Origin of the sequence: Streptomyces sp. NPDC058650 (genome assembly GCF_042717315.1) — a bacterium.
GTDB lineage: Bacteria > Actinomycetota > Actinomycetes > Streptomycetales > Streptomycetaceae > Streptomyces.
Window position 1 is genome coordinate 17,602 of the sequence record NZ_JBHXRL010000011.1, and the last position, 25,998, is coordinate 43,599.

At 71.0% G+C, this 25,998-nt stretch carries 23 protein-coding genes and 2 pseudogenes; 19 read left to right on the forward strand and 6 right to left on the reverse strand.

The window, feature by feature from the left end:
• Positions 1–25 precede the first annotated feature (25 nt).
• On the reverse strand, positions 26–481 hold the full coding sequence (locus tag ACFWWU_RS20650) for a tellurite resistance TerB family protein (RefSeq protein ID WP_384147268.1): 456 nt from the start codon (positions 479–481) through the stop codon (positions 26–28).
• A 31-nt stretch (positions 482–512) separates the two neighbouring features.
• Positions 513–785 (reverse strand): sigma factor-like helix-turn-helix DNA-binding protein, encoded by a 273-nt coding sequence (locus tag ACFWWU_RS20655; RefSeq protein WP_384147470.1) that lies wholly within the window; start codon positions 783–785, stop codon positions 513–515.
• On the opposite strand from ACFWWU_RS20655, the gene ACFWWU_RS20660 reads away from it, so the two are divergent.
• The 5 genes from ACFWWU_RS20660 to ACFWWU_RS20680 are packed head-to-tail and all read left to right on the forward strand — an operon-like array spanning position 720 to position 5,736.
• Positions 720–1,184 (forward strand): hypothetical protein, encoded by a 465-nt coding sequence (locus tag ACFWWU_RS20660; protein ID WP_384147484.1) that lies wholly within the window; start codon positions 720–722, stop codon positions 1,182–1,184. The two genes, ACFWWU_RS20655 and ACFWWU_RS20660, sit on opposite strands and share 66 nt — an antisense overlap.
• The gene (gene kdpF / locus ACFWWU_RS20665) at positions 1,181–1,270 is read left to right on the forward strand and encodes a K(+)-transporting ATPase subunit F (protein ID WP_056647661.1); all 90 of its coding nucleotides are present in this window, start codon (positions 1,181–1,183) and stop codon (positions 1,268–1,270) included. Before ACFWWU_RS20660 ends, kdpF begins: the two co-directional genes overlap by 4 nt.
• Before the next feature lie 9 nt (positions 1,271–1,279).
• Complete coding sequence (kdpA, locus tag ACFWWU_RS20670; RefSeq protein ID WP_384147269.1) at positions 1,280–2,944, forward strand: potassium-transporting ATPase subunit KdpA; 1,665 nt, start codon at positions 1,280–1,282, stop codon at positions 2,942–2,944.
• Positions 2,941–5,061 carry a potassium-transporting ATPase subunit KdpB gene (kdpB, locus tag ACFWWU_RS20675; protein ID WP_384147270.1) on the forward strand — a complete coding sequence of 707 codons (2,121 nt, stop codon included), beginning with the start codon at positions 2,941–2,943 and terminating at the stop codon, positions 5,059–5,061. Before kdpA ends, kdpB begins: the two co-directional genes overlap by 4 nt.
• A gap of 6 nt (positions 5,062–5,067) precedes the next feature.
• A complete protein-coding gene (locus ACFWWU_RS20680; protein ID WP_384147271.1) occupies positions 5,068–5,736 on the forward strand; it encodes a potassium-transporting ATPase subunit C in 669 nt (222 codons plus the stop codon).
• A 185-nt stretch (positions 5,737–5,921) separates the two neighbouring features.
• On the opposite strand, the gene ACFWWU_RS20685 is transcribed toward ACFWWU_RS20680, so the two are convergent.
• Positions 5,922–6,620, reverse strand: a complete 699-nt coding sequence (locus ACFWWU_RS20685; protein WP_384147272.1) for a DUF998 domain-containing protein — start codon at positions 6,618–6,620, stop codon at positions 5,922–5,924.
• Between the two features lie 176 nt (positions 6,621–6,796).
• On the opposite strand from ACFWWU_RS20685, the gene ACFWWU_RS20690 reads away from it, so the two are divergent.
• The 6 genes and pseudogenes from ACFWWU_RS20690 to ACFWWU_RS20715 all read left to right on the forward strand — a co-directional run bounded on the left by ACFWWU_RS20690 (position 6,797) and on the right by ACFWWU_RS20715 (position 14,287).
• Entirely contained in the window at positions 6,797–7,120 is a 324-nt protein-coding gene (locus ACFWWU_RS20690; protein ID WP_317602152.1) for a YciI family protein, read from the forward strand.
• A gap of 250 nt (positions 7,121–7,370) precedes the next feature.
• A pseudogene (locus ACFWWU_RS20695) lies at positions 7,371–8,537 on the forward strand (RNA polymerase sigma factor); the annotation flags it as partial.
• Between the two features lie 81 nt (positions 8,538–8,618).
• Positions 8,619–9,287: pseudogene (locus ACFWWU_RS20700) on the forward strand (site-specific integrase); the annotation flags it as partial.
• Positions 9,288–9,585: 298 nt separating this feature from the next.
• Positions 9,586–10,377 carry a DUF4239 domain-containing protein gene (locus ACFWWU_RS20705; RefSeq protein WP_384147273.1) on the forward strand — a complete coding sequence of 264 codons (792 nt, stop codon included), beginning with the start codon at positions 9,586–9,588 and terminating at the stop codon, positions 10,375–10,377.
• A gap of 246 nt (positions 10,378–10,623) precedes the next feature.
• Positions 10,624–12,876 carry an RICIN domain-containing protein gene (locus ACFWWU_RS20710; RefSeq protein ID WP_384147274.1) on the forward strand — a complete coding sequence of 751 codons (2,253 nt, stop codon included), beginning with the start codon at positions 10,624–10,626 and terminating at the stop codon, positions 12,874–12,876.
• A gap of 148 nt (positions 12,877–13,024) precedes the next feature.
• Positions 13,025–14,287 (forward strand): NAD(P)/FAD-dependent oxidoreductase, encoded by a 1,263-nt coding sequence (locus ACFWWU_RS20715; RefSeq protein WP_384147275.1) that lies wholly within the window; start codon positions 13,025–13,027, stop codon positions 14,285–14,287.
• Positions 14,288–14,438: 151 nt separating this feature from the next.
• Here the strand turns inward: ACFWWU_RS20715 and ACFWWU_RS20720 are convergent, their stop codons facing one another.
• Positions 14,439–15,017, reverse strand: coding sequence for a TIGR03086 family metal-binding protein (locus tag ACFWWU_RS20720; protein ID WP_384147276.1), 579 nt, complete (start codon positions 15,015–15,017; stop codon positions 14,439–14,441).
• 351 nt (positions 15,018–15,368) lie between these two features.
• On the opposite strand from ACFWWU_RS20720, the gene ACFWWU_RS20725 reads away from it, so the two are divergent.
• Positions 15,369–15,881 (forward strand): GNAT family N-acetyltransferase, encoded by a 513-nt coding sequence (locus ACFWWU_RS20725; protein ID WP_384147277.1) that lies wholly within the window; start codon positions 15,369–15,371, stop codon positions 15,879–15,881.
• 137 nt (positions 15,882–16,018) lie between these two features.
• Here the strand turns inward: ACFWWU_RS20725 and ACFWWU_RS20730 are convergent, their stop codons facing one another.
• On the reverse strand, positions 16,019–17,227 hold the full coding sequence (locus ACFWWU_RS20730; RefSeq protein WP_384147278.1) for a serine hydrolase domain-containing protein: 1,209 nt from the start codon (positions 17,225–17,227) through the stop codon (positions 16,019–16,021).
• Between the two features lie 113 nt (positions 17,228–17,340).
• Positions 17,341–17,967: a TetR/AcrR family transcriptional regulator gene (locus ACFWWU_RS20735; protein WP_384147279.1), complete on the reverse strand. Its 627-nt coding sequence runs from the start codon at positions 17,965–17,967 to the stop codon at positions 17,341–17,343.
• A gap of 113 nt (positions 17,968–18,080) precedes the next feature.
• On the opposite strand from ACFWWU_RS20735, the gene ACFWWU_RS20740 reads away from it, so the two are divergent.
• The 7 genes from ACFWWU_RS20740 to ACFWWU_RS20770 all read left to right on the forward strand — a co-directional run bounded on the left by ACFWWU_RS20740 (position 18,081) and on the right by ACFWWU_RS20770 (position 25,869).
• Positions 18,081–19,637, forward strand: a complete 1,557-nt coding sequence (locus ACFWWU_RS20740) for a long-chain fatty acid--CoA ligase (protein ID WP_384147280.1) — start codon at positions 18,081–18,083, stop codon at positions 19,635–19,637.
• Between the two features lie 14 nt (positions 19,638–19,651).
• Positions 19,652–20,821, forward strand: a complete 1,170-nt coding sequence (locus ACFWWU_RS20745) for an acyl-CoA dehydrogenase family protein (protein ID WP_384147281.1) — start codon at positions 19,652–19,654, stop codon at positions 20,819–20,821.
• Between the two features lie 124 nt (positions 20,822–20,945).
• A complete protein-coding gene (locus ACFWWU_RS20750) occupies positions 20,946–22,259 on the forward strand; it encodes an MFS transporter (protein ID WP_384147282.1) in 1,314 nt (437 codons plus the stop codon).
• A gap of 338 nt (positions 22,260–22,597) precedes the next feature.
• Complete coding sequence (locus tag ACFWWU_RS20755) at positions 22,598–23,260, forward strand: hydrolase (RefSeq protein WP_384147283.1); 663 nt, start codon at positions 22,598–22,600, stop codon at positions 23,258–23,260.
• Positions 23,261–23,265: 5 nt separating this feature from the next.
• Complete coding sequence (locus ACFWWU_RS20760; protein ID WP_384147284.1) at positions 23,266–23,772, forward strand: DoxX family membrane protein; 507 nt, start codon at positions 23,266–23,268, stop codon at positions 23,770–23,772.
• 91 nt (positions 23,773–23,863) lie between these two features.
• Entirely contained in the window at positions 23,864–24,442 is a 579-nt protein-coding gene (locus tag ACFWWU_RS20765) for a Dps family protein (protein ID WP_384147285.1), read from the forward strand.
• Entirely contained in the window at positions 24,442–25,869 is a 1,428-nt protein-coding gene (locus ACFWWU_RS20770) for a dihydrolipoyl dehydrogenase family protein (RefSeq protein ID WP_384147286.1), read from the forward strand. Before ACFWWU_RS20765 ends, ACFWWU_RS20770 begins: the two co-directional genes overlap by 1 nt.
• Positions 25,870–25,998: the final 129 nt, after the last annotated feature.

The following is a 25,998-nucleotide window of genomic DNA, read 5'->3' on the forward strand; positions in this document are numbered from 1 at the left end:
GCCGCGTCCGGAGGTCCGGGCTCTCCTAGAGGTCGAACTCGTGCGGCGGCAGACCGAGGGTGAAGCACGCCTCGCGGACGACGGCCTGCTCGGTCTTGTCGAAGTCGCCGTCGGCGCCGCCGATGACGATGCCTATCTGGACGACGGCGCGGGCCTCGGCGGGCTTCTTCTTCGCCTTGGCGATCTCCTGGAGCACGCTGACCCTGCCGAAGTCGAAGTCGGCCGTCAGCTTGTTCAGGTTCTCGTCGAACCGGCGCTGGAGGTCGGCCGCGTCGAAGTTCTGCAGCACCTCGTTGGTCGAGATGAGCTGCGCGACCCGGCGGCGCTCGGCCGGATCGATCGTCCCGTCGGCGGCGGCCACGAGCGCGCACATCGCCATGCTCGCGTCCCGGAAGGCGCCGCTCTTCAGGTCGTTCTTCCGCGCCTCCAGCTGGGTCTGCATCGTCGATGCGGATTCCTTGATGCGGTCCCACAGGGCCATGTTCCGTCACTCCAGACGTCGTCGATCACTTCTACGCTTCTGTAGAACGTGGCGGTGTGCGGGAAGGTTCCCGGCCCCCGCGGCCGATGTGACGGGTGGTCGGAACAGGCCCAGGGTCGCGTCCTCCTCGCCGCGGAGCAGCGCGATCAGGGAGGCCCGGGCGCGGATGCGCGGGAGCGGACCGTGCCCACGGACAGCCGATGGCCTTGGCGGCCTCGGCGTAGGGCAGGCCCAGGAGTTGCGTGAGGACGAAGGCGTCCTTCCGCTCGGCCGGAATGGCCGCCAGGAGTTGCGCGAGGGCGATGCCGTCCTCGAAGGCGGCAGGCCCCTGCGGCTGTCGCCGTCCCGGGCCGCCGGCGCGAGCCGGGTCGTCACCGCGTCGGCGGCCGACGACCGCGCGGAGCGGGGTGGGGTGCCCGATCCGTCGTCGGGGAGGGAGGAGGACTCGAGTCTCGCTGCCCCGCGCGGTCTGAGAACCCCGCATACGAGCCGGTCGCGTAGGGGACGCGTCAAGAGCGCGCCGCGGGACGTATGGGGGGCGTTAACGAGAGCCGTCACCCGTCTGAAGAGCGGTTTGCTCATCTCGTCCGAGAATCCGTTCTTCCTTCAGGAGCTCACGATGGCCGACCTGGCCTTCGTCGTCACCACGGTCGCGATCTTCGCGTTGGTGGCCTTCATCGCCAAGGGGGTGGCCAAGCTGTGAGTGCCGAGAACATCATCGGTCTGCTGGTGGCCGCCGGCCTCCTCGGCTATCTCGTCCTCGCCCTCGTCAAGCCGGAGAGGTTCTGAGGCACGACCATGAGTCCTGTTCTCGCTGGGATTCTCCAGCTCCTCGCCCTGATCGTGGCGCTCGGCCTCTCGTACCGCCCGCTCGGCGACCACATGGCCACGGTGTACTCCTCGGAGAAGCACCTGCGGGTGGAGAAGTGGATCTACAAGGCCATCGGCGCGAATCCGAGCGTCGAGATGCGCTGGCCCGCGTACCTGCGCGGTGTCCTGGCCTTCTCCGCCGTGAGCGTCCTCTTCCTCTACCTGCTCCAGCGGCTCCAGGGCTCGCTGCCCGGCTCGCTCGGCTTCGTCTCGATCGACCCGGACCAGGCGTTCAACACCGCCGCCTCGTTCGTGGCGAACACCAACTGGCAGTCGTACTACGGCGAGCAGGCCATGGGCCACGTCGTGCAGACCGGCGGCCTCGCGGTGCAGAACTTCGTCTCGGCGGCGGTGGGGATCGCCGTGGCGGTCGCCCTCGTCCGCGGCTTCGGCAGGTCCCGTACCGGTGAGCTGGGCAACTTCTGGGCAGACCTGGTCCGCGGTGTCGTCCGCATCCTGCTGCCGATCTCGGTGATCGGCGCCCTGGTCCTCGTCGCCTGCGGCGCGATCCAGAACTTCGCGGGCATTCACGAGGTCGGTCAGTTCATGGGCGGCACCCAGCAGTGGAACGGCGGGGCCGTCGCCTCGCAGGAGGTCATCAAGGAGCTGGGCACGAACGGCGGCGGTTACTTCAACGCCAACTCGGCCCACCCCTTCGAGAACCCGAACGGCCTGTCGAACCTCTTCGAGATCTATCTGATCCTCGTCATTCCCTTCGCGCTGACGCGGACCTTCGGCCGTATGGTCGGCTCGCTGAAGCAGGGGTACGCGATCCTGGGGACGATGGCGGCCATCTGGGTCGGGTTCACCGCGCTGATGATGTGGACCGAGTTCGCCCACAACGGTCCCGCGTTCGACCTCGCCGGCGGTGCGATGGAGGGCAAGGAGACCCGGTTCGGGATCGGCGGCTCGTCGCTCTTCGCGGTGGCGACCACGCTCACCTCGACCGGTGCCGTCAACTCCTTCCACTCCTCGTACACGGGCTTCGGCGGCGGCATCACGATGCTGGGCATGCAGCTCGGCGAGATCGCGCCCGGCGGCGTCGGCTCCGGCCTCTACGGCATGCTGATCATGGCGGTCATCGCCGTGTTCATCGCCGGTCTGATGGTCGGCCGCACCCCTGAGTACCTGGGCAAGAAGATCGGCATTCGCGAGATCAAGTTCGCGGCCTGCTACATCCTCGTCACCCCGGCGCTCGTGCTCTGCTTCACCGCCGTCGCGATGGCCCTGGACACCCCGTCGCACTCGATGACGAACTCCGGCGCGCACGGCTTCTCCGAGATCCTGTACGCCTACACGTCCGGCGCCAACAACAACGGCTCCGCGTTCGCGGGTCTGAACGCCGACACGCAGTGGTTCAACTCGACGATCGGCATCGCGATGCTGCTCGGCCGGTTCCTGCCGATGGTGTTCGTGCTCGCCCTGGCCGGCTCGCTCGCCGAGCAGACGCCGGTGCCCGAGACCGCGGGCACGCTCCGGACGGAGAAGCCGCTGTTCACGGGGCTCCTGGGCGGCACGATCATGATCGTCGCCGGTCTCACCTACTTCCCGGCCCTCGCGCTGGGACCGCTCGCCGAAGGGCTCGCAGCATGAGCACCGTCACTCCCACCCGGGCACCGCACTTGGATGCGCCGGATACGCCGGATGTGCCTATGGGGCATCAGGTCTCCGGACGCGTCGGCGGGGGACTGTTCGACCCCAAGCAGCTGATCAAGTCCTTCCCCGACGCGGTCAGGAAGCTCGACCCGCGCGTGATGATCAAGTCGCCCGTGATGTTCGTGGTCCTGATCGGCTCGGTGGTCACCACCGTGCTCGCGGTCAGGAACCCGGGCGACTGGTTCGGCTGGGCGATCACCGTCTGGCTGTGGCTGACCACCGTCTTCGCCAACCTCGCGGAGGCGGTCGCCGAGGGCCGCGGCAAGGCCCAGGCCGACACCCTGCGCAAGGCCAAGACCGACACCGTCGCCCGCCGCCTCATCGGCAAGACCGAGGAGCGGGTCCCCGGCACCGAGCTGCGCATCGGCGACCTGGTGGTCTGCGAGGCCGGCGACATCATCCCCGGCGACGGTGACGTCGTCGAGGGTGTCGCGTCGGTTGACGAGTCGGCGATCACCGGTGAGTCGGCTCCGGTCATCCGTGAGTCCGGCGGCGACCGGTGCGCGGTCACGGGCGGCACCAAGGTCCTCTCCGACCGGATCGTCGTCAAGATCACGACGAAGCCCGGCGAGACCTTCATCGACCGGATGATCAGCCTGGTCGAGGGCGCCGCCCGGCAGAAGACCCCCAACGAGATCGCCCTCAACATCCTGCTGTCGTCCCTCACGATCGTCTTCCTGCTCGCTGTCGTCACTCTGAAGCCGTTCGCGATCTACGCGGGCGCCGACAAGCAGACCTCCCTGATCGTCCTGACGGCCCTGCTCGTCTGCCTCATCCCGACCACGATCGGCGCCCTGCTCTCCGCGATCGGCATCGCGGGCATGGACCGGCTCGTGCAGCGCAACGTCCTCGCCATGTCCGGCCGCGCGGTCGAGGCCGCCGGCGACGTGTCGACACTGCTGCTCGACAAGACCGGCACCATCACGCTCGGCAACCGCCAAGCCTCCGAGTTCGTGCCCGTCAAGGGCACCACCGAGGCCGAACTGGCCGACGCCGCCCAGCTCTCCTCCCTCGCGGACGAGACGCCCGAAGGGCGCTCGATCGTGGTCCTCGCCAAGGAGAAGTACGGCCTGCGTGAGCGTCACCAGGGCGAGCTCTCCCACGCCACGTGGATCGAGTTCACCGCCCAGACCCGTATGTCGGGTGTCGACGTCGACGGCAGGCAGACCCGCAAGGGCGCGACCGGCTCGGTGGTCGCCTGGGTCCGTGAGCAGGGCGGCACGGTCGCCGACGACGCCGAGACCCTGACCGACCGGATCGCGCAGGCCGGTGGTACGCCGCTGCTCGTCGCGGTCAACGACGACGAGGGCGCCCGCGTCCTGGGCGTCGTCCACCTCAAGGACGTCGTCAAGGAGGGCATGCGGGAGCGGTTCGACGAGCTGCGCCGCATGGGCATCCGTACGGTCATGATCACGGGCGACAACCCGCTGACCGCGAAGGCCATCGCCGAAGAGGCGGGTGTCGACGACTTCCTCGCCGAGGCCACTCCCGAGGACAAGATGGCCCTCATCAAGCGGGAGCAGGCGGGCGGCAAGCTCGTCGCGATGACCGGTGACGGCACCAACGACGCCCCCGCGCTGGCCCAGGCGGACGTCGGCGTGGCGATGAACACGGGTACGTCGGCGGCGAAGGAGGCCGGCAACATGGTCGACCTCGACTCCAACCCGACCAAGCTCATCGAGATCGTCGAGATCGGCAAGCAACTCCTCATCACCCGTGGCGCGTTGACGACCTTCTCGATCGCCAACGACGTCGCGAAGTACTTCGCGATCATCCCCGCGATGTTCGCCGTCGCCTACCCGGGCCTGGACAAGCTCAACATCATGGGCCTGACCTCGCCCGAGTCCGCGATCCTGTCGGCCGTCATCTTCAACGCGCTGATCATCATCGCCCTGGTGCCACTCGCCCTCAAGGGCGTCCGCTACCGGCCGAGCAGCGCCGACTCGATGCTCCGGCGGAACCTCGGGATCTACGGACTCGGCGGCCTGATCGCCCCGTTCATCGGCATCAAGATCATCGACCTGCTCCTCTCCCTCATCCCCGGAATCGGCTGACCCACGATGAACAACTCCGTAGGAAACACCGGCCGTGTGCTCTGGGCGGGATTGCGCGCCCTCCTCGTCCTGACCGTCGTGTGCGGCGTCCTCTACCCGCTCGCCGTCACCGGCGTCGCCCAACTGGTCTTCCCCGGCAAGGCGAACGGCTCCGAAGTCACCGACGCGAGCGGCGAGGTCGTCGGCTCCGAGCTCATCGGCCAGACCTACGACCTGCCGCTGAAGGACGGGGAGGAGACGGCGGCCCCGGACCTGAAGTGGTTCCAGCCCCGTCCCTCCAACGGCCTGGGCACCAACACCGTCAACGGCCAGTACACGCTGATCCTCTCCGGCGCGACCAACCGCTCCGGCGACAACGAGGACCTGATCCAGTGGGTCAAGGACGCCAAGGCGGCCGTGATCAAGGACAACTCGACGGCCGGCTACGCGGTCAAGCCGTCCGACGTCCCGGCGGACGCGGTCACCTCCTCCGGCTCCGGCCTGGACCCGCACATCTCCCCGGAGTACGCGGAGCTCCAGGTCCACCGGATCGCCGAGAAGAACGAGCTGACCGTCGCCCAGGTCGACAAGCTCGTCGCCGACCACACCGACGACCGCGTCCTCGGCTTCATCGGCGAGCCCCGGGTCAACGTCCTGAAGCTCAACATCGCCCTCAGGGAACTGACCAAGGGCTGATGGCCTTGTCGCGACGACCGCGACAGAGGGAGTCGGCGGGCCGGGATCACCCCGGGCCCGCCGACTCCCACATGTGGCCCCGACGAGGCCGAGCACCGCATCGCTGAGGCGGGGCGAGTCGTGCCACCGAGGCGTGCCACGGAGGCGTGCCACCGAAGCGTGGCCTCGCGGTGCCATGAGTCGGCTCAGAGCGCGCGGCGGTACCGGGCGGCGACCGAGGAGATCCACACCATCGCCGTGATCACCCCGATCGCCAGGGTGAGCGTGCCGGCCTTGCCGCCGCTCATCGCCCAGCCGTTGCCGAGCAGCAGCGCCGTCCCCGCGACCCGCGAGCCGATGGCGTGCTTCCGCATCCCGGCGCGGCCGAAGTGCCGGCCCAGGACGTAGCAGGCGGCGATCAGCGCGGTGAACGTGACGGAACCGGCGGCGAAGTGGGCGTAGCTCTGCCAGGACAGGGCTGCGGGCATCCCGTCCGGCGTCCCGACGGGGAAACCGTCGGCCGGGTCCATCACGAACGCGCCCGCCGCGATCATGCCGATACCGCTGATCCGTACGAGCCGGGGCGCCCACGTCCCGCCGGGGGCGCCCCGGAGGACCCGGCGCAGTCCGCCGGCGCCGATGACGGTCAGGACACCGGCGAGGACGAAGTTGGTGATCTGGATCCAGCCGAGGGACCCGTTGCTGAGGGCGCTCAGCGGGTGGCGGGTGATGTCGTAGCCGTCGCGGGTGGCGGCCTGGGTGAGCGCCACGACAGCCCACAGGGGCTGCGCCACGACCGCGACGGTGAGCAGGGAGCGGGTGGTGGCGCGGGAGGGGGCGACGGTCGGGGCGGTGCGAGGGGCGCTCTGCGGGGTGGTGCCGGGGGCGGTCTGCGTGGTGGCCATGTCGGGGCTCTCTTCCGGTGTCCGTGGCGGTCTGCTTCTCGGTGACACGTCGAACCGGCGATGTGACAGGGAACGGATGCATTCCCTGTCACATGCCCTTGTTCGACGCTTAGGCAGAACCACCCGAACGAACCACCCGAACGATGACCGGAACGATGAGAGGAACAGAGATCCCCATGCGCTACCTGATGACGACCAAGCCGTCCGACACCGCCCCCGACGAGAAGCTGTACGCCGAGATGGGTCGGTTCATCGAGGAGCTGACGGCGGCCGGTGTGCTCCTGGCGACCGGCGGCCTGGAGCCGGGCGGCGTCCGCGTCACCTCCGCGGGGGACGAGATCACCGTGACGGACGGGCCCTTCGCCGAGGCCAAGGAAGCCGTGGCCGGCTTCGCGCTGATCGAGGTCCGCTCCAAGGAGGAGGCGATCGAGCTGGCCCGCCGCTTCCGCCGGATCGTCGGAGACGGCGAGAGCGTGGTCCAGGAGGTCTTCGGCCCCTGACGGCCAGGCTCCCTGACGACCAGGCTCCCTGACGACCACGTTCCCCGACGACCACGCTCACTGACGACCACGCTCCCCGACAACCACGCTCCCGACGTCCAGGGGGCGTCCCACTGATCACAGCACCCCCGCGGCTTGCGACCGAGCCGCGGCGGGTGCTGTGATCGTTCCTGTGCTGCCGGACGTTCACCGCACGGTCGATGCGGCCTGGAAACTGGAGTCGGCGAAGATCGTCGCCTCTCTCACCCGCATGGTCCGCGACGTCGGTCTCGCCGAGGAACTGGCCCAGGACGCCCTCGTCGCCGCCCTCGAACAGTGGCCCGTCTCGGGCGTCCCCGACAACCCCGGCGCCTGGCTGACGACCACCGCCAAGCGGCGCGCCCTCGACCACCTCCGCCGCACCCAGCGCCTCGAACGCAAGCAGGAGCAGCTCGCCCACGAACTGGGGCAGCGACAGGACCGCCGACAGGACCCCGACGCACGGCCGGACGACGAGCCGGACGACGTCCTCCGGCTCGTCTTCCTCTCCTGTCACCCCGTGCTGCCGACCGAGGCCCGCGCCGCCCTGACGCTCCGCCTGCTCGGCGGCCTGACGGCCCAGGAGATCGCCCGCGCCTTCCTCGTCACCGAGACAGTGATCACCCAGCGCGTCGCCGGAGCCAAGCGGACACTGGCCGAGGAGGGCGTCCCCTTCGAACTGCCGGACGGCGACCACCTGGCCGAGCGGCTCTCCTCGGTCCTCGAAGTCATCTACCTGATCTTCAACGAGGGGTACTCCGCGACCTCCGGCGACGATCTGATGCGGCCCGGACTCTGCCTGGAGGCCCTGCGCCTCGGCCGGCTCCTCGCCGAACTGGCCCCGCGGGAACCCGAGGTGCACGGGCTTGTCGCGCTGATGGAGATCCAGGCGTCCCGCGCCGCCGCGCGCACCGGCCCCTCCGGCGAGCCCGTCCCCCTCCACGAGCAGAACCGGGGCCGCTGGGACCAGCTGCTCATCCGCCGCGGCTTCACCGCGATGCTGAGGGCCCGGGAGACGGGCGGCGCCCCCGGTCCGTACATGCTCCAGGCGGCCATCGCCGTGTGCCACGCACAGGCCAGGAACGCGGAGGACACCGACTGGGCACAGATCGCCGCCCTGTACGCGGCCTTGACCCGGATCCTGCCGACGCCGGTCGTCCGGCTGAACAGCGCCGTGGCGGTCGGGATGGCGTACGGGCCGCGGGCGGGGCTCGAACTGATCGACGCCCTGCTCACCGATCCGGTGCTGCGCGACTACCACCTCCTCCCCAGCGTCCGGGCGGACTTGCTGGCCCGGCTCGACCGCTTCGACGAGGCCCGCGTCGAGTTCCGGCGGGCGGCGTCCCTCGCGCGGAACGCCGCCGAGCGCGCCTTTCTGGAGCGGCGCGCGGACGAGCTCGGCGCCGCCGCTCCGGCGGGCCCCGTCCTGGGGGAGGCGGCCGAGGCCTTCCTGAGCCGGGACGACCTGGACCCCGCGACGAGCCGCTCGTACGGGCAGACGCTCCGCCGCCTCCGCCGCACCCTCGGCGACCGGCAGCCGCTGGCGTCCCTGACGGCGGACCAGGTGACGCGCGTCTTCACGACGACCTGGGGCGAGGCGGCGGCGGCGACCTGGAACCGGCACCGGGCAGCCGTCCGGTCCTTCGGCACCTGGGCCTCCCTTGACGACCTCGCCGCGGGGCTCGACCGCCGCGCCGGGACCCGCCCCCGGGCGCGGCCCCTCGACCCCGCGCAGCTCGACGCGGTCTGGAGCCTCCCGGACCTGCCGCTGCGCGAGGAGACGCTGTGGCGCCTGCTGTACGAGTCGGGCGCCGGGACGACGGCGGTCCTTTCCCTGAACGTGGAGGACCTGGACCTCGACGACCGCCGCGCCCGCTCCCTCGGTGCCTGGGTGAGCTGGCGATCCGGAACGGCCCGGCTCCTGCCCCGGCTGCTCGCCGGCCGGACACGCGGCCCGGTCTTCCTCTCCGACCGCCGCCCCGGCCCGGCCCGTACGCCCGGGGCGTCCGACCTGTGCCCGGACACGGGTCGTCGCCGACTCTCCTACGAACGGGCCGAGTACCTCTTCAAGCAGGCGACCAGGCCCCTGGACCCGGCCCGCGACGGCTACACCCTGCGCCGGCTCAAGCCGCCCCACCGGGATCGCTGACCGGGGCCCTCCGCGCCGCCAGGGCCGGGCCCGGCGCGGCGGCGACGAGCGACCCGGAGCGCGAGCAGGCCGCTACCGACGCCACGCTCGTCGGACACCCGGACCTGAGGAGCGCCTGGCGAAGCCGACACGCCGCCTCACCCGATGGTGTGGACTCTCACGGGTGGCGGCGCGCGACAGCGTGGACGAACGGAGCGCGTTGCACCGCACGCGCGGGCGACGGACCCTCGTACGCCCTCGTGCGCCCCCGCCGGCGGACGGGCGGCGACGGTCCGTCGTGTCCCTACACTCCCGGCACATGTCGCTCTGGCTGCTCAATCACTTCAGCACCTTCACCCTGGCCGTGGCCACCGTCGGCGGGACCGTCGTCCTGGCCGTCGCCGGCAGCGTGCTGCTCCGCCGCAGGTACCCCTCCTTGGCGGAGGGCGAACACAATGACATGGTCGGGGTGACGCTGGGGATGTTCGGCGCGATCTACGGGATCATCCTCGCCTTCGTCATCGTCACCCTCTGGACGCAACTGGAGAGCACGCAGACGATCGTCGCGGCCGAGGCCACGGACATGGCCCTCATCGCGCGTGACGCCGCCGCCTTCCCGCCCCCGGTCCGCGCCCGCCTCGACGCCGCCCTGAGCGACTACGTCCACGCCGTCGTGGAAGTCCAGTGGCCGCTGATGCGCGAGGGAGCGCCGAGTTACGAGTCCACCGCCGTCACGTTCCAGACCGTCTACGACGTGCTCCAGGAGTTCGAGCCGAAGACCGCCCGCGAGGAGGTCTTCTACGAGGAGGCCGTCCACCAGCTGAACGACGTCGCCTCCCAGCGCCGGGCCCGGCTGACCATGGCGGAGCAGCAACTGCCGCCGCTGCTCCAGGCCCTGGCGTTCGGCGGCGCGCTCGTCCTGATCCCGCTCACCTTCCTCTACGGCATGCGCAGGCTGCGGATCCAGCTCCTCTTCGTCGCCTCCGTCGCCGCCCTCATCGGCTTCAGTCTGCTCCTGGTCTTCGTCCTCGACCGCCCCTTCGCAGGCGAACTCAGCGTGAGCCCGGCACCGTACCGGGAGGGTGCGCTCGCGCGGTACTGGACGCCGTGACGGAGGGACGGGCGCGGTGGAGCTGGACCGGCTGCCGCAGCGGTGACTTCCGGCGTTCGGCAGGTCCACCGTCCCTCGCGAGCTCTTCGGCCGGAAAGTCCAAGCCCCTGCGGAGGAGTGTCCATGTGCACGGTCCGTGCGGCGCGGTTCTGTGGTCCCAGCCACCGTGTGTGCCCGGCAGGGTTCCGGTCGGCGAGGTAGCGCCGCCATGAAGAGCTGCGCACGGAGACCAGCCAGGGAGTCACCTTGTCAACTCCTCGAAGAAGCCTGATCGGTACGGTCGTCGCCGTGACCCTCGCGATGGTCGGAGGCGGCGCCGCGGTGACGGCGCCGGCAGCGGCGACGACGTCCGCACCGGCGGCCGCGAACGCCGCCACGTACAGCGTCACCGTCGGTGCGAAGGGGTCGTGGGCGCACCCTGATGACACTCCGGCCGCGACGTACATCGACAAGGACGGCACGTTCTACTTCCAGCAGGCCCACGCGCTCTACGGATCGACGCAGCAGCGCAGATGGACCTTCTACACCGGGAGCAACTTCGACACCGCCGTCCGGTCGAGCGCCCTCAGCGACGCCGTGAACCCGGCGAACGGCAACGACCGGAACAACGACACGACCTGGCGGTGCAACAACAGTCCGACCGGTCTGAAGTCCACCTACCCGCCGGCCGGATCGTCCTACTCCCAGAAGAACTTCTGCGACCTGGCCGGGGTGTGGGTCGACCCGGACACCGGCGACTGGTACGGCCTGGTCCACAACGAGTTCACGCCCCAGCCCTTCGGTGACGGCGTCCACTACGACGGCATCGACTACGCGGTCTCCACCGACCAGGGCCGGACCTGGACCATCAAGGACCACGTCATCACCTCCCCGTTCAGCACGAAGCGGGGCGACACGGCGGCCTTCCCGCAGCAGACGTACCACTACGGCGACGGTGACCAGCGCCTGTTCGTCGACACCGCGTCGGGGTACTTCTACGCCTTCTACGGTTCACGGATCGTGGAGAAGAACGGCGGCTGGAAGGCCTTCCACGCGCATGTGGCCCGCGCCCCCATCTCCGGGAAGATGGCGCCCGGTTCCTGGAGGAAGTGGTACGACGGCGCCTGGACCGAGCCCGGTGTCGGCGGCCGCGAGAGCAACATGACGCCGGTGGGGGGCACCGACACGACCGGCTACACCCCCGTCGGGGGCGAGTACGACCCGGCGAACTCCGGCACGGTGAGCCAGCAGGTCGCGGCGGGCAAGATGCCCGCCACATCCCCCCTGTTCGTCATGGACATCACCTACAACGCGTACCTGGGGCTGTACATCGGCGAGCCGCAGGCCGTCGACCAGAGCGGCAACGCACCCCAGGAGATCTACGCCACCGACGACCTCACCACCCAGAAATGGTTCCGCCTCGGGGACACGGGCGCCTACAAGAACGCGTCGTGGTACCGCTGGTTCCTCGACGGGGTGAACAAGACCGGCTCGGGGATCGTCGGCAAGAACTTCCGTTCGTACTGCTCCTTCGGCTGCTCGGGCGGAACGTCGAGCGAGTACGTCAATCTCGCGGTCGACACCTCGGCGCCCGCCGCGCCCGTCGACCCGAGCAAGGCGTACCGCATCGCCGGCGCGGGCGGTCGCGTCCTCGCCCAGGTCTCCGGCGGATCGGCCACCACGTCCGTACCGTCGGCCACCGGTGCGGGCCTGGAATCGTGGATCTTCACCGCCAACGGAGACGGGTCGCACAGGATCGCCAACGCCGCCACCGGGCAGCTCCTCGGCGTCGACTCCGCCAGTACGGGCAGCCGCGCCTGGGGCACCAAGCCGACGGTCACCGCGGCCCCGGCCGGCGGTCCCACCGTGGGGCAGCAGTGGTTCGTGATACCCGGCGCGTCCGCCGTGGACGGTTCGCCGAACGGCACGTACCGCCTGGTCAACCGCTACAGCGGCCTCGTGGTCGGCATGTCCGCCGCCGCGAACCGACTGGCCGAGACGACCCCCACCCGTACCTGGACCAACAGCACGGGCAACGCGGTGGGCGGCACGCGCACGGCGAGTGAGCAGACCCTGACCCTCACGGCGGTGGGCCAGGCCCCCGGCGGGATCGCCGACGGCGACCACACCCTCAGCGCTAGCGGAAAGGCCCTGGACAACCCGGGCCACAGCACCACCGCCGGTACGCAGCTCGTCACCTGGACCGCGAACGGCGGCGCCAATCAGACGTGGCGGTTCACGCGCCGCACCGACGGCTCCTACGAGCTCGCCAACGCCGAGTCGGGGCTCTGTGCCGACGTCGAGAGCGGGTCGACGGCCGCCGGCGCCAAGGTGATCCAATGGCCCTGCACCGGCGGCGGCAACCAGCGCTGGACCGTGACGCGGCTGGCGAACGGCGCGTACACCGTCGCCTCGGTGAAGAGCGGCCTCCTGCTCACCACCGCGTCCACCGCCAACGGGGCCGCGGTCACCCAACAGCCCGACACGGGCTCGCCCTTGCAGCAATGGACGATCAACTGACACAGGTCTGAGCGGGACCGGCGGGCCTCGCCCGCCGGTCCCGGTGATCCCGGTGTCCCGCTGTTCCAGGGGCGCCTCATTTGGTCATGTGCCTGACAGTATGAGCGGGACACCACTCCTGGGGAACCCCGAAGGGAGCGCTCAGCGCATGACCAAGCCTGAGAGCACGGGACACGGCTACGACGTCGTCATCAGCGGAGCCAGCCTCGCCGGCAGCACTGCGGCGATCCTGCTCGCTCGGCGCGGTGTCCGCGTCGCACTGCTGGAACGCCGCTCGGACCCCGACGCGTACAAGGTGCTGTGTACCCACTCCCTCACGGCCAACGCCTACCCGGTCCTGGACGAACTCGGTCTCGTCCCCGCACTGGAGAAGGCGGGAGCCGTCCGCAACGAGGCCCGCTGGCACACCCGTTGGGGCTGGATCGAGCCGAGGGCCGCGGCGGCGGGCCCGCCGCTCCCGTACGGATACAACATCCGGCGCAGCACCCTCGACCCGTTGATCAGGTCCCGGGCGGCGGAGACCCCGGGCGTCGATCTGCTCCTCGGCCATCAGGTGACCGGACTGGTCCGGAACGCCGGGCGAACCGTGGGGGTGCGTACGTCGACACCACAGGGCGAGCGCGAGATCCGGGCCCGCCTGGTCGTCGGCGCCGACGGCAAGGACTCGGCCGTGGCGAAGTTCGCCGAAGTGCCCACCCGGCAGTACGAGAACACGCGGTTCGCCTACCTCGCGCACTTCCGCAACCTTCCGCTGCACGGCGGGATCGCCCAGACCTGGTTCCTCGAACCCGACATGGCGTACGCGTTCCCGAACGACGACGGGGTGACGGTCATGGCCGTGGTCCCGGACAAGGAACGACTGCCGGCCTTCCGGGAGGACCTGGAGGGCAACTTCCTGGCATTCGTCCGCGCCCTGCCCGAGGCGCCGCCCATCGACTCCGCCGAGCGCGTCACGAAGATCATCGGCACGATCGACTACCCCCTCCGCAGCCGCAGGGCGACCGCACCGGGCGTCGCACTCATCGGCGACGCCGCCCTGACCGGCGACCCCCTCTGGGGAGTGGGCTGCGGGTGGGCCCTGGAGTCCGCGCGATGGCTGACGGACGCGGTCGCCTCGACCGCGACGGGCAGGGGCGACCTCGACAAGGCGCTCGCGACGTACGCCCGCACACACCGGCGCCGGCTGACAGCCCACCAGAGCCTGGCCGCCGACTTCGCCAAGGCCCGCCCGTTCAACCCCATGGAACGCCTGATGTTCTCGGCGGCGGTGCGCGACGAGTCGCTGGCGCGGCACATGCATCTCTTCGCGTCCCGCCTGATCGGCCCACTGCGATTCCTGAACCCCGCGGCCGTGACGAAGGCCGCCTCCGTGAACCTCAAGCACCGCAGGGCGGCCGCGCCGGGCAGGTGAGGTCCAGGTGAAGAACGACAACGAGGCGCCGGATCGCGGGGCGCGACCGATCCCGGCCGCCTGCCGCCTGCCGCCTGCCGCCTGCCGCCTGCCGCCTGCCGCCTGCCGCAGACCGGTGGCAGGCGGCGAGGCGGCCTGGGGCGCTCCCGGCCTAGGCGGGATGCCAGTCGGGCCGGCGCCCGCTGAGGCCGATCACGCGGTCCAGCAGGGGCGCGCTGTCCGGGACCGGGACGACGGGGCCGAAGAACCCCTCGTCGGCGGTGTCGTCGGTCGGCGTCAACAGCGCCTCGGAGACCCTCAGTTCCTCCTCGCTCACCTCGTACCTCTGGCCGGTCGCCCGCGCCAGGTCCCAGCCGTGGATCAGCAGCTCGTCGAGTGCGATCCGGCCCATGACAGCGGCCGGCAGGTCGATTCCACCCGCCTGTGTGTCCCCCTCCCAGGCGTCCGGCTCCCGCCAGGCGGCGGCCAGCTCGGCCAGCGCCTTCGGCAGGGCCGTCCGCCAGTCGTCCGCCAGTACCGGACGGGTCGAGCCGGGCGGTGTGCCCGTCGTCGGCCCGAACTGCTTGCGGGCGGCGTCGCGGAAGGCGACGCTGAGGCCGGCGACGTGAGCGAGCAGTTCCCGTACCGCGTACTCGGGGCAGGGCGTCGGATCGTCGAGCCGCTCGTCGCCGATGTCCTCGGCGAGCCGGGCGACGCGCTCCGCGGCCGCCCCCAGGTCGATCGGCTCCATGCGTGAAGTGTTCTCCATGCAAGGCAGACCGCCGGCCCACCCGAAACTCATCGCTCCACGCCCCGTCCGTCTCATAGATCCATCGATTCGGCCCGCCCGCTGGGACTGGGCGGGCGGCTTCGTCGACGAGACCGCCCTCGTTGTCTCGACGGCCGACAGCGACGAGGGGCGGGGGTAGAGCCGATACTGGCTGGTCGACACCACGGGGACGCGCGCATGCGTGCCCGTCGACCATCCCTCGCCGGTCTTCGGCCGGCCGTCCGCGCTGGGGAACGGCACCTGGTCGACGCTGCCCCCACTCTCCACCGGGCCGTTCCACCGCTCAGGTCTCGGTCTGGGAGACTCCGCCCCATGACCGGATCAGCTGCCCGCACCATCGCCCTCGCACCCCTCACAGCCGCCCATGCCGACGAGGTCGTCGCGATCTACCAGGCCGGGATCGACGAGGGCGACGCCACCTTCGAGACCACCGCCCCGACCTGGGCGCAGTTCGACGCGGCCAAACTGTCCGAGCATCGCTTCGTCGCGCTCGACGAGGACGGTCGGGTGCTCGGCTGGGTGGCCGCCTCGCAGGTCTCCGACCGGTGCGCGTACGTCGGTGTCGTCGAGCACTCCGTGTACGTGCACCCCCGTGCCCGGGGACGCGGTGTCGCCTCCGCGCTGCTCGCCGCGCTCGTCGACTCGACCGAGGCGGCGGGGATCTGGACCGTTCAGGCCGGCATCTTCCCCGAGAACACCGCCAGCCTCGCCGTCCACGCCCGCGCGGGTTTCCGGGTCATCGGCACCCGTGAGCGCATCGGGCGCCACCAGGGCGTCTGGCGCGACACCGTCCTCGTCGAACGCCGTAGCCCGCGCATCGTCTGAACTCCTCGGGACGCTCGCGGAGCAGCTCGCCGCGACCGGGCCCGGTGGACGGTGCCAGGACCCGTCCGGGCGCGGTCACGGACCGAGAGTCGTCGGGCGGCCTGCCTTGCCTGTCACCCGTCCTCGCGCCCACCCGCTCACTCAGCGGGCTTGTCTGGCCGGCCGCACAGGTGTGTGCCGATCTTCAGGAACGCCTGGACCAAGGGGACTTGGGGGACGGCCGGGGAGACGATCTGGGAGGCGTAGTGGACGATCACCAGGTCGAGCGCGGGGGAGATGAAGAGGCGCTGGCCGTGGATGCCGCTGGCCATGAAGGAGCCGTACGGGTCGTTCGGGATCCACCAGAAGTCGTGGTACGAGAGCGTGGCGGGCGCGTCGGGAGGCGCGGCGGGGAAGCGCACGTGGCGGGGGTAGCCGTCGGGGACACCGGAGACGATGGTCGAGGCGACGGCCTCGGGGACGATCTGGCGGTCGCCGATCGCGCCGCCGCAGCGGATCAGCTCGCCGAGGCGGGCCAGGTCGCGGGCGGTGGCGCTGAATCCGCCGCAGGCGGCCTCGGAGCCCTCCGCGTCGAGGAGGTAGTAGGCGTCCTCCTCGGCGCCGATGCGGGACCAGATCATCTCGGAGAGCAGGGCCGAGGTGGTGGTGCCGGTGACGCGGCGCAGGACCTCGGCGAGGGCCTCGACGTTGCCGTTCTCGTAGCGGAAACCGGTGCCCGGCTCGCCGGTCGCCCGGGCGGTTGCGAGGTGTTCGCGGATCGTGGCCGGCCCGGTGTAGCCGTAGGGGCGTAGTTGGGGGGCGAGGACAGCGAAGTAGCGCTGGGCTTCGAGTGCCTTGTCATACGGGCGGCCCGCGTAACTCATCTGCGTGCCCATGTGGAGGAGCTGGTCGACCTGGGCTTCGCCGAACGCGGTACCGGCGAGCTCGGGGACGTACGTGTCGACCCGGGCGCCGCGGTCGAGCTGCCCTTCGTGGGCGAGGACCGCGGCGACGAGGCCGAGGTAGGACTTGGCGGCCGAGGCGTTGAAGTGCGGGACGTGGGGCTCGTACCCGTGGAGGTACTGCTCGTGGACGACGTGGCCCCGGTGCATGACCAGCAGGGCGTCGGTCTCGGCCTCGGCGAGCAGCTCCGCGAGCGTGCGGGACTGACCGCGGGGTCCCGTGAACGCGAGGCCGTCGAGGGCGCCGGCCGGTGCGGTGGGCAGCGGGGCGGCGCTGCCTGAGCCCCGCCAGACACGGCGGCTGGGAACGAGTTCTCGACCCGAGATGGTGTGGCGTCGGGCCCAGACCGGATCGGTGTATCCCCGCGCCCACACGAGGTCGGCCAAGGAGGAAATGCCTGCCATGCGTCCGCTCCGCTCAGTCTTGCGCCTTCTGGTCGAGTTACCGTACATGCTGTCTGGTAACTCGACCAGAGGTGTCGGGTGCGAGCGGATGAGTTCGCGTGGGGCGGGGTGGTTCAGGGGGTGACGTCGAGGGCTCCCGGGGCGTCGGACGGGGCGAGGCCGGTGGCCCAGACGCGGCCGTAGACCGACAGGTCGCGCAGGTGGGCGGTGATCTCGGCGGCGCTGTAGCCGGTGTCGTTCTCGACCCACCAGGTCAGCAGGCCGATGAGTTCGCCGGTCCAGGCCCGGGCGACGACGTCGAGGGGGATCCTCGGTGTCACCGCGAGCTGCTCGGTCCGCGCCCGGAAGGCCGCTTCGGCGTGCGCGCGGATGAGGTCGGTGAACTCGCGCAGGGCCCGTCCGTCGCCCTCGCCTCGAAGGACGACCTGGTAGACGGGTTTCTCCTGCTCGGCGTGTTCGAAGATGTACTTCACCGGCAGTCCGGTGAACCCCTCGGCGTGCGCCTGCCGGACCGCCGGCAGGAGGCGTTCGCGGTCCTCGGCGAGGTCGCGGACGATGCCGACCAGGAGGTCCTCCTTGTCGCGGTAATGCGCGTAGAAGGTGGCGCGGCCGACGTCGGCGTGTTCGGTGATCTCCTCGACCGTGATCGCGTGGAACCCCTTCTCCAGGACCAGTTCGACCAGGGCCTGGCGCAGTGCGGCGCGCGTCCTGCGGACGCGGCGGTCTCCCGCGGGTTTCATGTCCACTTCGTTTCCTTCTCGTCCGGACCGTTGACCTGACCCTAACGCTGCCTTTACGTTGCCGAACATCAAGCTTGCTACCGAACAGATTGTTCGGAAACTCTGGAGGTGCGATGAACTTCGGGCGGTACGTACGCCGGACTGCCGGCCACCAACCCGATGCCGAGGCCGTGGTCTGCGGACCCGCCCGGCTGACGTACGCGGAACTCGACGACCACAGTGACCGGCTCGCGACGGCGCTGCGCGCGCTCGGCCTGAGCCGGGGCGACCGTGTGGCGACCCTCGCCGGCAACCGCGCGGAACTGGTCGTCACGGAAGTCGCCCTCTACAAGGCCGGCCTGGCTCGCGCGCCGATCAACGCCAGGCTCGGAGCCGCCGAGGTGGCTCACCTGCTCGCCGAGTCCGACGCGCGGCTGCTGCTGACGGACGCCGCCCATCTCGACATCGCCCGAGCGGCGATGCCCGGCACGGCCGTGAGGACCGTCATCGGCTACGACGGCCCGAGCGATCTCGGCCCGGGCTACACCGAGACGCTCGCGGGCACCGAGCCGGAACCCGTCGAGACGGAGTGCGACGAGGGCGACATCGCCGTCCTGCACTTCACTTCGGGCTCCACCGGCAAACTCAAGGCGGCGGTCCAGACCTACGGCAACCGGCTCGCCCTGATGCGCAAGTCGGTGATGAGCGCCGACACCCGGGTCGGCCCCGGAGACCGGCAGATCCTGGCCGGACCGGTCACCCATGCCTCGGGCATGCCGCTGATGGGCATCTTCTTCGCCGGCGGCTGCGCGATCGTGCTGCCTCGCTGGGACGCCGAGGACTTCCTCGCCACCGTCCAGCGCGAGCGCGCCACCCACGCCTTCGTCGTGCCGACGATGGTCAACACCGTGCTCGCGCTGCCGAACGCCCGCGACTACGACCTCTCCAGCCTGCGCCAGCTGATCTACGGTGCCGCGCCCATGTCCTCGGCCCGGATCAGGGCCGCCTGGGACCTCTTCGGCCCTGTTCTCTCCCAGGGCTACGGGTGCGGCGAGACCACGTCCGGAGTGCTCTTCCTCTCCACCGAGGACCACCGACGGGCGATCGAGGGGAAGGACGAGGAGCTGCTGCTGTCCTGCGGCCGTCCCCTCGCCGAGGCCGAGGTCGCCGTCGTCGACGACAGCGGACAACCCGTCGCCGACGGGGAGATCGGAGAGATCGCCGTACGCGGCCCCGATGTCGTCCCCGGCTACCACAACGAACCCGACCTCACGGCGGAGACCTTCCGGGACGGCTGGTTCCTCACCGGCGACCTCGCCCGCCGCCGTTCCGACGGCTACGTCTTCATCGTCGACCGCAAGAAGGACATGATCGTCTCCGGCGGGTTCAACATCTATGCCGTCGAGGTCGAGTCCGTCCTGCACCAGCACCCCGACGTCTACGAGGCGGCCGTCGTCGGCGTCCCGGACGAGCAGTGGGGCGAGGCCGTCAAGGCGGTCGTCGTGCCGCGTGACGGCGCCACCCTCACGGAGGCCGGCCTCATCGACTTCTGCGCCGAGCACCTGGCCCGCATGAAGAAGCCCCGCTCCGTCGAATTCGTCGCCGCCCTGCCGCACAACCCCAACGGCAAGATCGACCGCCGCGCCATCCGCGACCGCTACTGGGCGGGCGCCGAGCGCCGCGTCAACTGAACAGGACCCCAGGCATGCCCTTCACCCTCGAACCCTCCTACGACGACAATCCGCGCCTCCAGGACCTGGTCGTCCGACTGCGCGCCTACCTCCGCGACGAGCTCATCCCGTACGAGCGCGAGCACGGCATCACCGCGGAGACCAAGCTCGACCGCACCACCCTCGAACACGTCTGGAAGCGCAGCGCGGAACTCGGCTTCTACGGCATCAGCCTGCCCCCCGAGCTCGGCGGCCAAGGCCTGAGCTTCTACGAGCTCTGCGCCCTCAAGGAGGAGCTGACCGCCTCCGGTGCCGCTCTCTCCCACTCCGTCCTCGGCGACATGGGTGGTCCGCTGCGCGTCGGCGCGATCGTGAAGTACGCCACCGAGGAACAGCGTGAGCGCTACCTGATGCCCGTCGTCCGAGGCGAGCGCGCCTGCTGCTTCTCGATCACGGAGGAGGACGCGGGCTCCGACGTACGCCGGATGACGACCACCGCCACCCCGGACGGGGACACCTACGTCCTCAACGGCAAGAAGGTGTTCAGTTCGGCCGCCCCTTTCGCGGACTTCGCGATCGTCGTCGCCCGCATGGCCGGCAGCGAGGAGGCCTACAGCGCGTTCCTCGTCGACCTGGACACCCCCGGCTGCCGTGTCCTCGACGGTGAAGTCCCCATGTCCGGACAGCAGATGGAGGGTGACCTCGTCTTCGAGGACTGCCGGATCCCCGCCGCGAACCTCCTCGGTGAGATCGGCCAGGGCCTGCGCATCGGCATCGGCCGCATCACCCTCAACCGTCTGCTGCACTGCCCGTCCCTCATCGGCGCCGCCCGTCGCGCCTGGGACCTGTCGGTCGAGTACGCCATGAACCGCGTCGTCTTCGGGCAGCCGCTCCTCGCCCATCAGGCCATCCACCACAAGATCGCCGAGATGGCCACCGAGATCTACGCCGCCCGCGCGATGGTGATGGCCACCGCGGCGAAGGCCGACCGCGGGGACAACGTCTCCGTCGAGGCCAACATGTGCAAGCTCTTCACCTCCGAGGCGTCCTTCCGCGTCGCCGACCAGGCGGTCCAGATCCACGGCAAGGCCGGGCTCACCCGCGGCCACGAGGTCGAACAGATCTTCCGCAGCCTGCGGATGTTCCGGATCGTCACCGGAACCACCGAGATCCACAAGAACGCGATCGCCAAGGGCCTCTTCTGACCGACCCCTTGGTGCCCAGGGCGGTGCCACGGGCCCCCGCTCCGACGAGCGGGCCCGCGGCCACGGGGGACCACCGCCCACCCGTACGACCCCCTGCTCCACCCGCATCCGCAGGAGTCGCCCCATGGCACCCCGTACCGCCGCCGCGCAGTCCCGGCACATCGCCGCCCCGGCACCCGACCGCCGCGGAGCCTGGCTGATCATGGCGATGATCGTGGCCTTCATGGTCATCAACTTCGCCGACAAGTCGGTCCTCGGCCTCGCCGCCGTCCCGATCATGGAGGAACTCGACCTCAGCAACAGCACCTACGGCCTGATCTCCAGCTCCTTCTACTTCCTCTTCAGCATCTCCGGACTCCTCGTCGGATTCGTCTCCACCCGGATCTCCAGCCGGGTTCTGCTGTTCGCCATGACCGTGCTGTGGGCCGTGGCCCAGCTCCCGGTCCTCGTGGTGGCCACGGTCCCGACCCTGATAGCGGGCCGCATCCTGCTCGGTGCCGCCGAGGGGCCGGCCGCGTCCATGTCCATGCACGCCCTCTACAAGTGGTTCCCGCCGGAGCGCCGCGCCCTGCCCTCGGCCCTCCAGATCGGCGGCGCGGCCCTGGGCACGCTCATCGCGGCGCCCCTGGTCACCTGGCTGATCGACGACTTCGGCTGGCGCTCCGCCTACGCCGTGCTCGCCGTCGTCAGCGTCTGCTGGGCGCTGCTGTGGTGGCGCGTCGGCCACGACGGCCCGTACGACCACAAGCACACGGCCGCCGGGTCCGGCGGGCTCCGGCTGCCCTACCGCAGGATCCTGCTGACCGGCACCGTACTCGGCAGCATCGCCAGCGCCTTCGGAGCGGCGTGGGCGCTGTCCCTCAGCCATGCCTGGCTGCCCGCCTACTTCAGGACGCAGATGGACATGTCGGCGGCGGCCTCCGCGACCGCCATCAGTGTCATGTCCGGTTTCGGACTCGTGCTGCTGCTGGCGGTCTCCCCGTTCGTGGACGCGCTGAAATCCCGTGGTGTGAGCAGCCGTTGGTCCAGCGGGGCGGCGCAGAGCATCGCCGTGTGCGTGGCGGGGTGCGCGATGACGGCGTTCCCGTTCGTCGAGGCGTCCGGCCCCCGGCTGGTGCTGATCGCGCTGGCCTTCGGCGGTACCGCGATCGCCATCCCCCTCCACTACATGACGACCGCCGAGGTCGTCCCCCCTGCCCAGCGCGGAGCCGTCTTCGGCATCGTCGCCGGGATCGGGACCCTGCCGGGACTCGTGGCGCCGTTCCTGACCGGCCACCTCATCGACACCGCCGACACCCCGGCCGTCGGCTACACCACGGCCTTCCTCGTCGCCGGCGCGGTGATGCTCGCGGCCGGCGCCTTCGCCCTGGCGGCCATCCGCCCGGACCGGGACGCCCGACGCCTGGGGCTCGACGCCGGTCCCCAGCCCCTGGGGTAGGCCGCCGCACTCACCCGCGAGAGGTGTGACGGTCCGCTGGCCGGTGTCACGTACGAACTGACGCAGACCATCCCCATCGAGCGGAGGCGGCCCTTCGTTGGGTCGGGGTGTGGTGACGGGCCGTTTCGGAGGGGTCTCGGGGCGAGTGCGCCGGTGTCGCGACCTTGCGCGTTCGCGCCCGTGACACTGAGCGGATCTCGTCCTCGACCGGTTGTGCGCTGTCGTGCCAACCCCTGGGCGCAGGAGGTCAATGCGGTCGGTCGGGTCGCTCGTAGCTTGAAGAAGTGCCGAGCCGCGGAGTGGCGGGCACGTTACCGATTGCTTCGAGAGGACCCCTCATGTTCGACATCAACAAGGTGCAGGCCGCCCCGAGCAAGGATCTGCTCACGCCCGACAACTCGGTCATGCTCTTCGTGGACCACCAGCCGCAGATGTTCTTCGGCACCGGGAGCGGCGATCGCGCCGCGATCATCAACAGCACCGTGGGTCTCGCCAAGGCGGCTCAGGCGTTCGATGTGCCGGCCGTCCTGACCACGGTCGCCGCCGAGTCGTTCTCCGGGCCCCTGCTGCCGCAGCTCGCCGAGGTGTTCCCCAAGAACGAGGTCATCGACCGTACGACGATGAACGCCTGGGAGGACGAGGCGCTCGTGGCGGCGGTCAAGGCGACCGGCCGCAAGAAGATCATCCTGTCCGGCCTGTGGACCGAGGTCTGCCTCGTGCTGCCCGCTCTCTCCGCGCTTGAGCAGGGATACGAGGTGTACGTGGTCTCCGACGCCTCCGGTGGCGTCAGCCCGGCCGCCCACGAGCACGCGCTGCAGCGGATGATCGCCGCCGGCGCCGTCCCGGTGACCTGGGTGCAGGTCCTCCTGGAGCTGCAGCGCGACTGGGCGCGTCAGGAGTCGTACGGCGCGGTCATGGAGATCGTCAAGGCCCACGCGGGCGCTTACGGCCTGGGCGTCGTGTACGCGCAGAGCGTCATCGGCGCGCACGCCGCCGGCTGACCCCTGTGGACACCGGCATTCTGATCCTGCGTCTGCTGGTGGGACTGCTCGTCGCCGGCCACGGTGTGCAGAAGATCAGCTCGCACCTGGGCGGCAGGGGACTCGAGGGCGGCACGGAGGAGTTCCGCGCCGACGGTTTCCGCGGCGGTGCCGTCACCGCACTGGCGGCGGGCGGTGGTCAGATCGGATCGGGCCTGCTGCTCGCCGCCGGCCTCCTGACCCCGCTCGCCGCGACCGGCGCCATCGGGGTCATGACGGTCGCGCTCACCGTGAAATGGCGCCACGGGCTCTGGGTGCAGAACGACGGATACGAGTACCCGCTCGTCCTCATCGGCACCGCCGCCGCCCTCGCCGCCACCGGCCCCGGCGCCTGGTCCCTCGACGCGGCCCTCGGCCTCACGCCGTACCCACTGTGGTGGGCGGCCCTCGCGCTCGCGACCGGCCTCGGCAGCGGGCTCCTCACCCGGCTCGTACTGCACCGGCCGGCCGCCCCGGCGATGGCCGAGCGCTGAGCGCGAGCCGCGCAGACCGGTCCGGCCGCCCGCGTACCCCCGACCGGGCGGCCGGGCCCTTCCCACCCTCTCTCCCCAACAGGAGCACCCGATGGACACCCTCACGACCCCGCACGGCGGCGGCCAGCCGCTGCTGCACCAGAAGGGCGCCGAGACCCAGGCGTTCGGCACCCTCAAGCAGCTGCCGATCGGCCTCGGCCACGACACCCGCATGTACGCCTGCCAGCGGCTGAACCGCGTACTCGCCGACACGCAGATCCTGTACTCCCTCTACAAGAAGCACCACTGGCTCATGCGCGGGGCGACCTTCTACTCGCTCCACCTCATGCTGGACAAGCACGCGGACGCCCAACTGGCCATCGTGGACGCGCTGGCCGAGCGGATCCAGAGCCTCGGCGGCGTCGCCGTGGGCGACCCGCGTCACGTCGCGGAGCTGACCGCCATTCCCCGGCCGCCGGACGGTGTGGAGCCGGTACCCGTCATGCTGTCGCGGCTCCTCGACGCGCACGAGCGGATCCTGATCGACGCGCGGGACGCCGCCGACCGCATCTCGGCGGAGGGCGACGAGGGCAGCACCGACCTGCTCGTCTCCGACGTCATCCGCACCGGCGAGGCGCAGGTGTGGTTCCTGGCCGAGCACCTGGTGGACACGCCTCTGGTGCGCGGCTGATGGAGGACACGTACGACGTCGTCGTGGTCGGCGGCGGGCCGGGCGGCGAGGTCGCCGCCGACCGGCTCGTCCGGTCGGGGCTGACCGCCGTCGTCGTCGAGGCCGAGGCGGTCGGCGGCGAGTGTTCCTACCGTGCCTGCATACCGAGCAAGGCCCTGCTGCGACCCGGCGCCGCCCGGGAGGCCGCCCGGTCGGTCGACGGGGCACGGCAGTCGGTGACCGGGGCGCTCGACCCGGCACGGGTCCTGGCCCGGCGTGACCGGTTCACCGGTCGCGGTGACGACACCGGCCAGGCCGACTGGCTCGACGGTGCGGGCATCGCCCTCGTACGGGGGCACGGACGGCTCGCCGGAGAGCGGCGGGTGGAGGTGAACGGGGCCGACGGTACGGTCCGCACCCTGCGGGCCCGGCTCGCGGTCGTGGTCTGCACCGGCACGGAGCCCGCCCTTCCGCCGGTCGAAGGGCTCGACCGGATCGGCGTGTGGACCAACCGGCAGGCCACCACGGCCGACGCGGTGCCCGAGCGACTCGTCGTCATCGGCGGGGGAGTGGTGGCCTGCGAGATGGCCACCGCGTGGCGCTCGCTCGGCTCCTCCGTCACCCTGCTCGTCCGCGACCAGGCCCTGCTGACCGGCTGGGAGCCGTGTGCCGGTGAAGAGGTCGCGCGGGGGCTGAGTGATCTGGGCGTCACGATCCGCTTCGGGGTGTCGGCCGTCCGGGTCGCCCGTGACGCCGCCACCCGCACGGTGACCGTGAACACGGACGACGGCACCGCCCTCGTCTGCGACGAGGTCCTCGCCGCCGTCGGGCGGCGCCCGCGCACCACAGACCTCGGCCTGGACTCCGTCGGACTGCCGGCGGGCGACTGGCTCCCGGTCGACGACACCTGCCGCGTCACCGCCCTCGACGGAGACTGGCTCTATGCCGTCGGCGACGTGAATCACCGTGCGCCGCTGACCCACATGGCCAAGTACCAGGCCCGCGCCTGCGCCGCGGCGATCGCCGAGCGGGCAGCGGGGCGCCCGGCCGTCACCGGCGGCCGACAGCCGTGGAGCGCGGAGGCCGACCACATGGCCGTACCGCAGGCCGTGTTCACCCGTCCTGAAGTCGCGAGCGTCGGCCTCACGGAACGCGCGGCACGCGAAGCGGGCATCGCGGTACGCGCGGTGGAGTACCGCATCGACGACGTCGCGGGAGCCGCGCTGTACGCGGACGACTTCCGCGGTCACGCCAAGCTCGTCGTCGACGAGACGCGGGGGGTCGTCGTCGGCTGCACGCTCACCGGCCCGATGGCGACCGAGCTGATCCACACGGCCACGGTCGCCATCGTGGGAGAAGTCCCGATCGAACGCCTGTGGCACGCCGTCCCCGCTTTCCCGACGGTGAGCGAGGTCTGGCTCCGGCTCCTGGAGGCGTACGGCCTCTGAGGCGAGGCCCCGCCCGACCGCCGCACCCGCTCGGCCCGATCGGCGCACACCTCCGCCCGATCGGCGCACACCTCCGCCCGACCGGCACACCCCCGCCCGCCCGAGCACACCCGAATGCCTCACCACCCG

Coding starts and splice junctions, on each gene's coding strand:
- ACFWWU_RS20650 (WP_384147268.1), bottom strand. CDS start 481: ATGGCCCTGTGGGACCGCATCAAGGAATCCGCATCGACGATGCAGACC.
- kdpA (WP_384147269.1), top strand. CDS start 1,280: ATGAGTCCTGTTCTCGCTGGGATTCTCCAGCTCCTCGCCCTGATCGTG.
- kdpB (WP_384147270.1), top strand. CDS start 2,941: ATGAGCACCGTCACTCCCACCCGGGCACCGCACTTGGATGCGCCGGAT.
- ACFWWU_RS20680 (WP_384147271.1), top strand. CDS start 5,068: ATGAACAACTCCGTAGGAAACACCGGCCGTGTGCTCTGGGCGGGATTG.
- ACFWWU_RS20685 (WP_384147272.1), bottom strand. CDS start 6,620: ATGGCCACCACGCAGACCGCCCCCGGCACCACCCCGCAGAGCGCCCCT.
- ACFWWU_RS20690 (WP_317602152.1), top strand. CDS start 6,797: ATGCGCTACCTGATGACGACCAAGCCGTCCGACACCGCCCCCGACGAG.
- ACFWWU_RS20705 (WP_384147273.1), top strand. CDS start 9,586: ATGTCGCTCTGGCTGCTCAATCACTTCAGCACCTTCACCCTGGCCGTG.
- ACFWWU_RS20715 (WP_384147275.1), top strand. CDS start 13,025: ATGACCAAGCCTGAGAGCACGGGACACGGCTACGACGTCGTCATCAGC.
- ACFWWU_RS20720 (WP_384147276.1), bottom strand. CDS start 15,017: ATGGAGCCGATCGACCTGGGGGCGGCCGCGGAGCGCGTCGCCCGGCTC.
- ACFWWU_RS20725 (WP_384147277.1), top strand. CDS start 15,369: ATGACCGGATCAGCTGCCCGCACCATCGCCCTCGCACCCCTCACAGCC.
- ACFWWU_RS20730 (WP_384147278.1), bottom strand. CDS start 17,227: ATGGCAGGCATTTCCTCCTTGGCCGACCTCGTGTGGGCGCGGGGATAC.
- ACFWWU_RS20735 (WP_384147279.1), bottom strand. CDS start 17,967: ATGAAACCCGCGGGAGACCGCCGCGTCCGCAGGACGCGCGCCGCACTG.
- ACFWWU_RS20740 (WP_384147280.1), top strand. CDS start 18,081: ATGAACTTCGGGCGGTACGTACGCCGGACTGCCGGCCACCAACCCGAT.
- ACFWWU_RS20745 (WP_384147281.1), top strand. CDS start 19,652: ATGCCCTTCACCCTCGAACCCTCCTACGACGACAATCCGCGCCTCCAG.
- ACFWWU_RS20750 (WP_384147282.1), top strand. CDS start 20,946: ATGGCACCCCGTACCGCCGCCGCGCAGTCCCGGCACATCGCCGCCCCG.
- ACFWWU_RS20755 (WP_384147283.1), top strand. CDS start 22,598: ATGTTCGACATCAACAAGGTGCAGGCCGCCCCGAGCAAGGATCTGCTC.
- ACFWWU_RS20765 (WP_384147285.1), top strand. CDS start 23,864: ATGGACACCCTCACGACCCCGCACGGCGGCGGCCAGCCGCTGCTGCAC.
- ACFWWU_RS20770 (WP_384147286.1), top strand. CDS start 24,442: ATGGAGGACACGTACGACGTCGTCGTGGTCGGCGGCGGGCCGGGCGGC.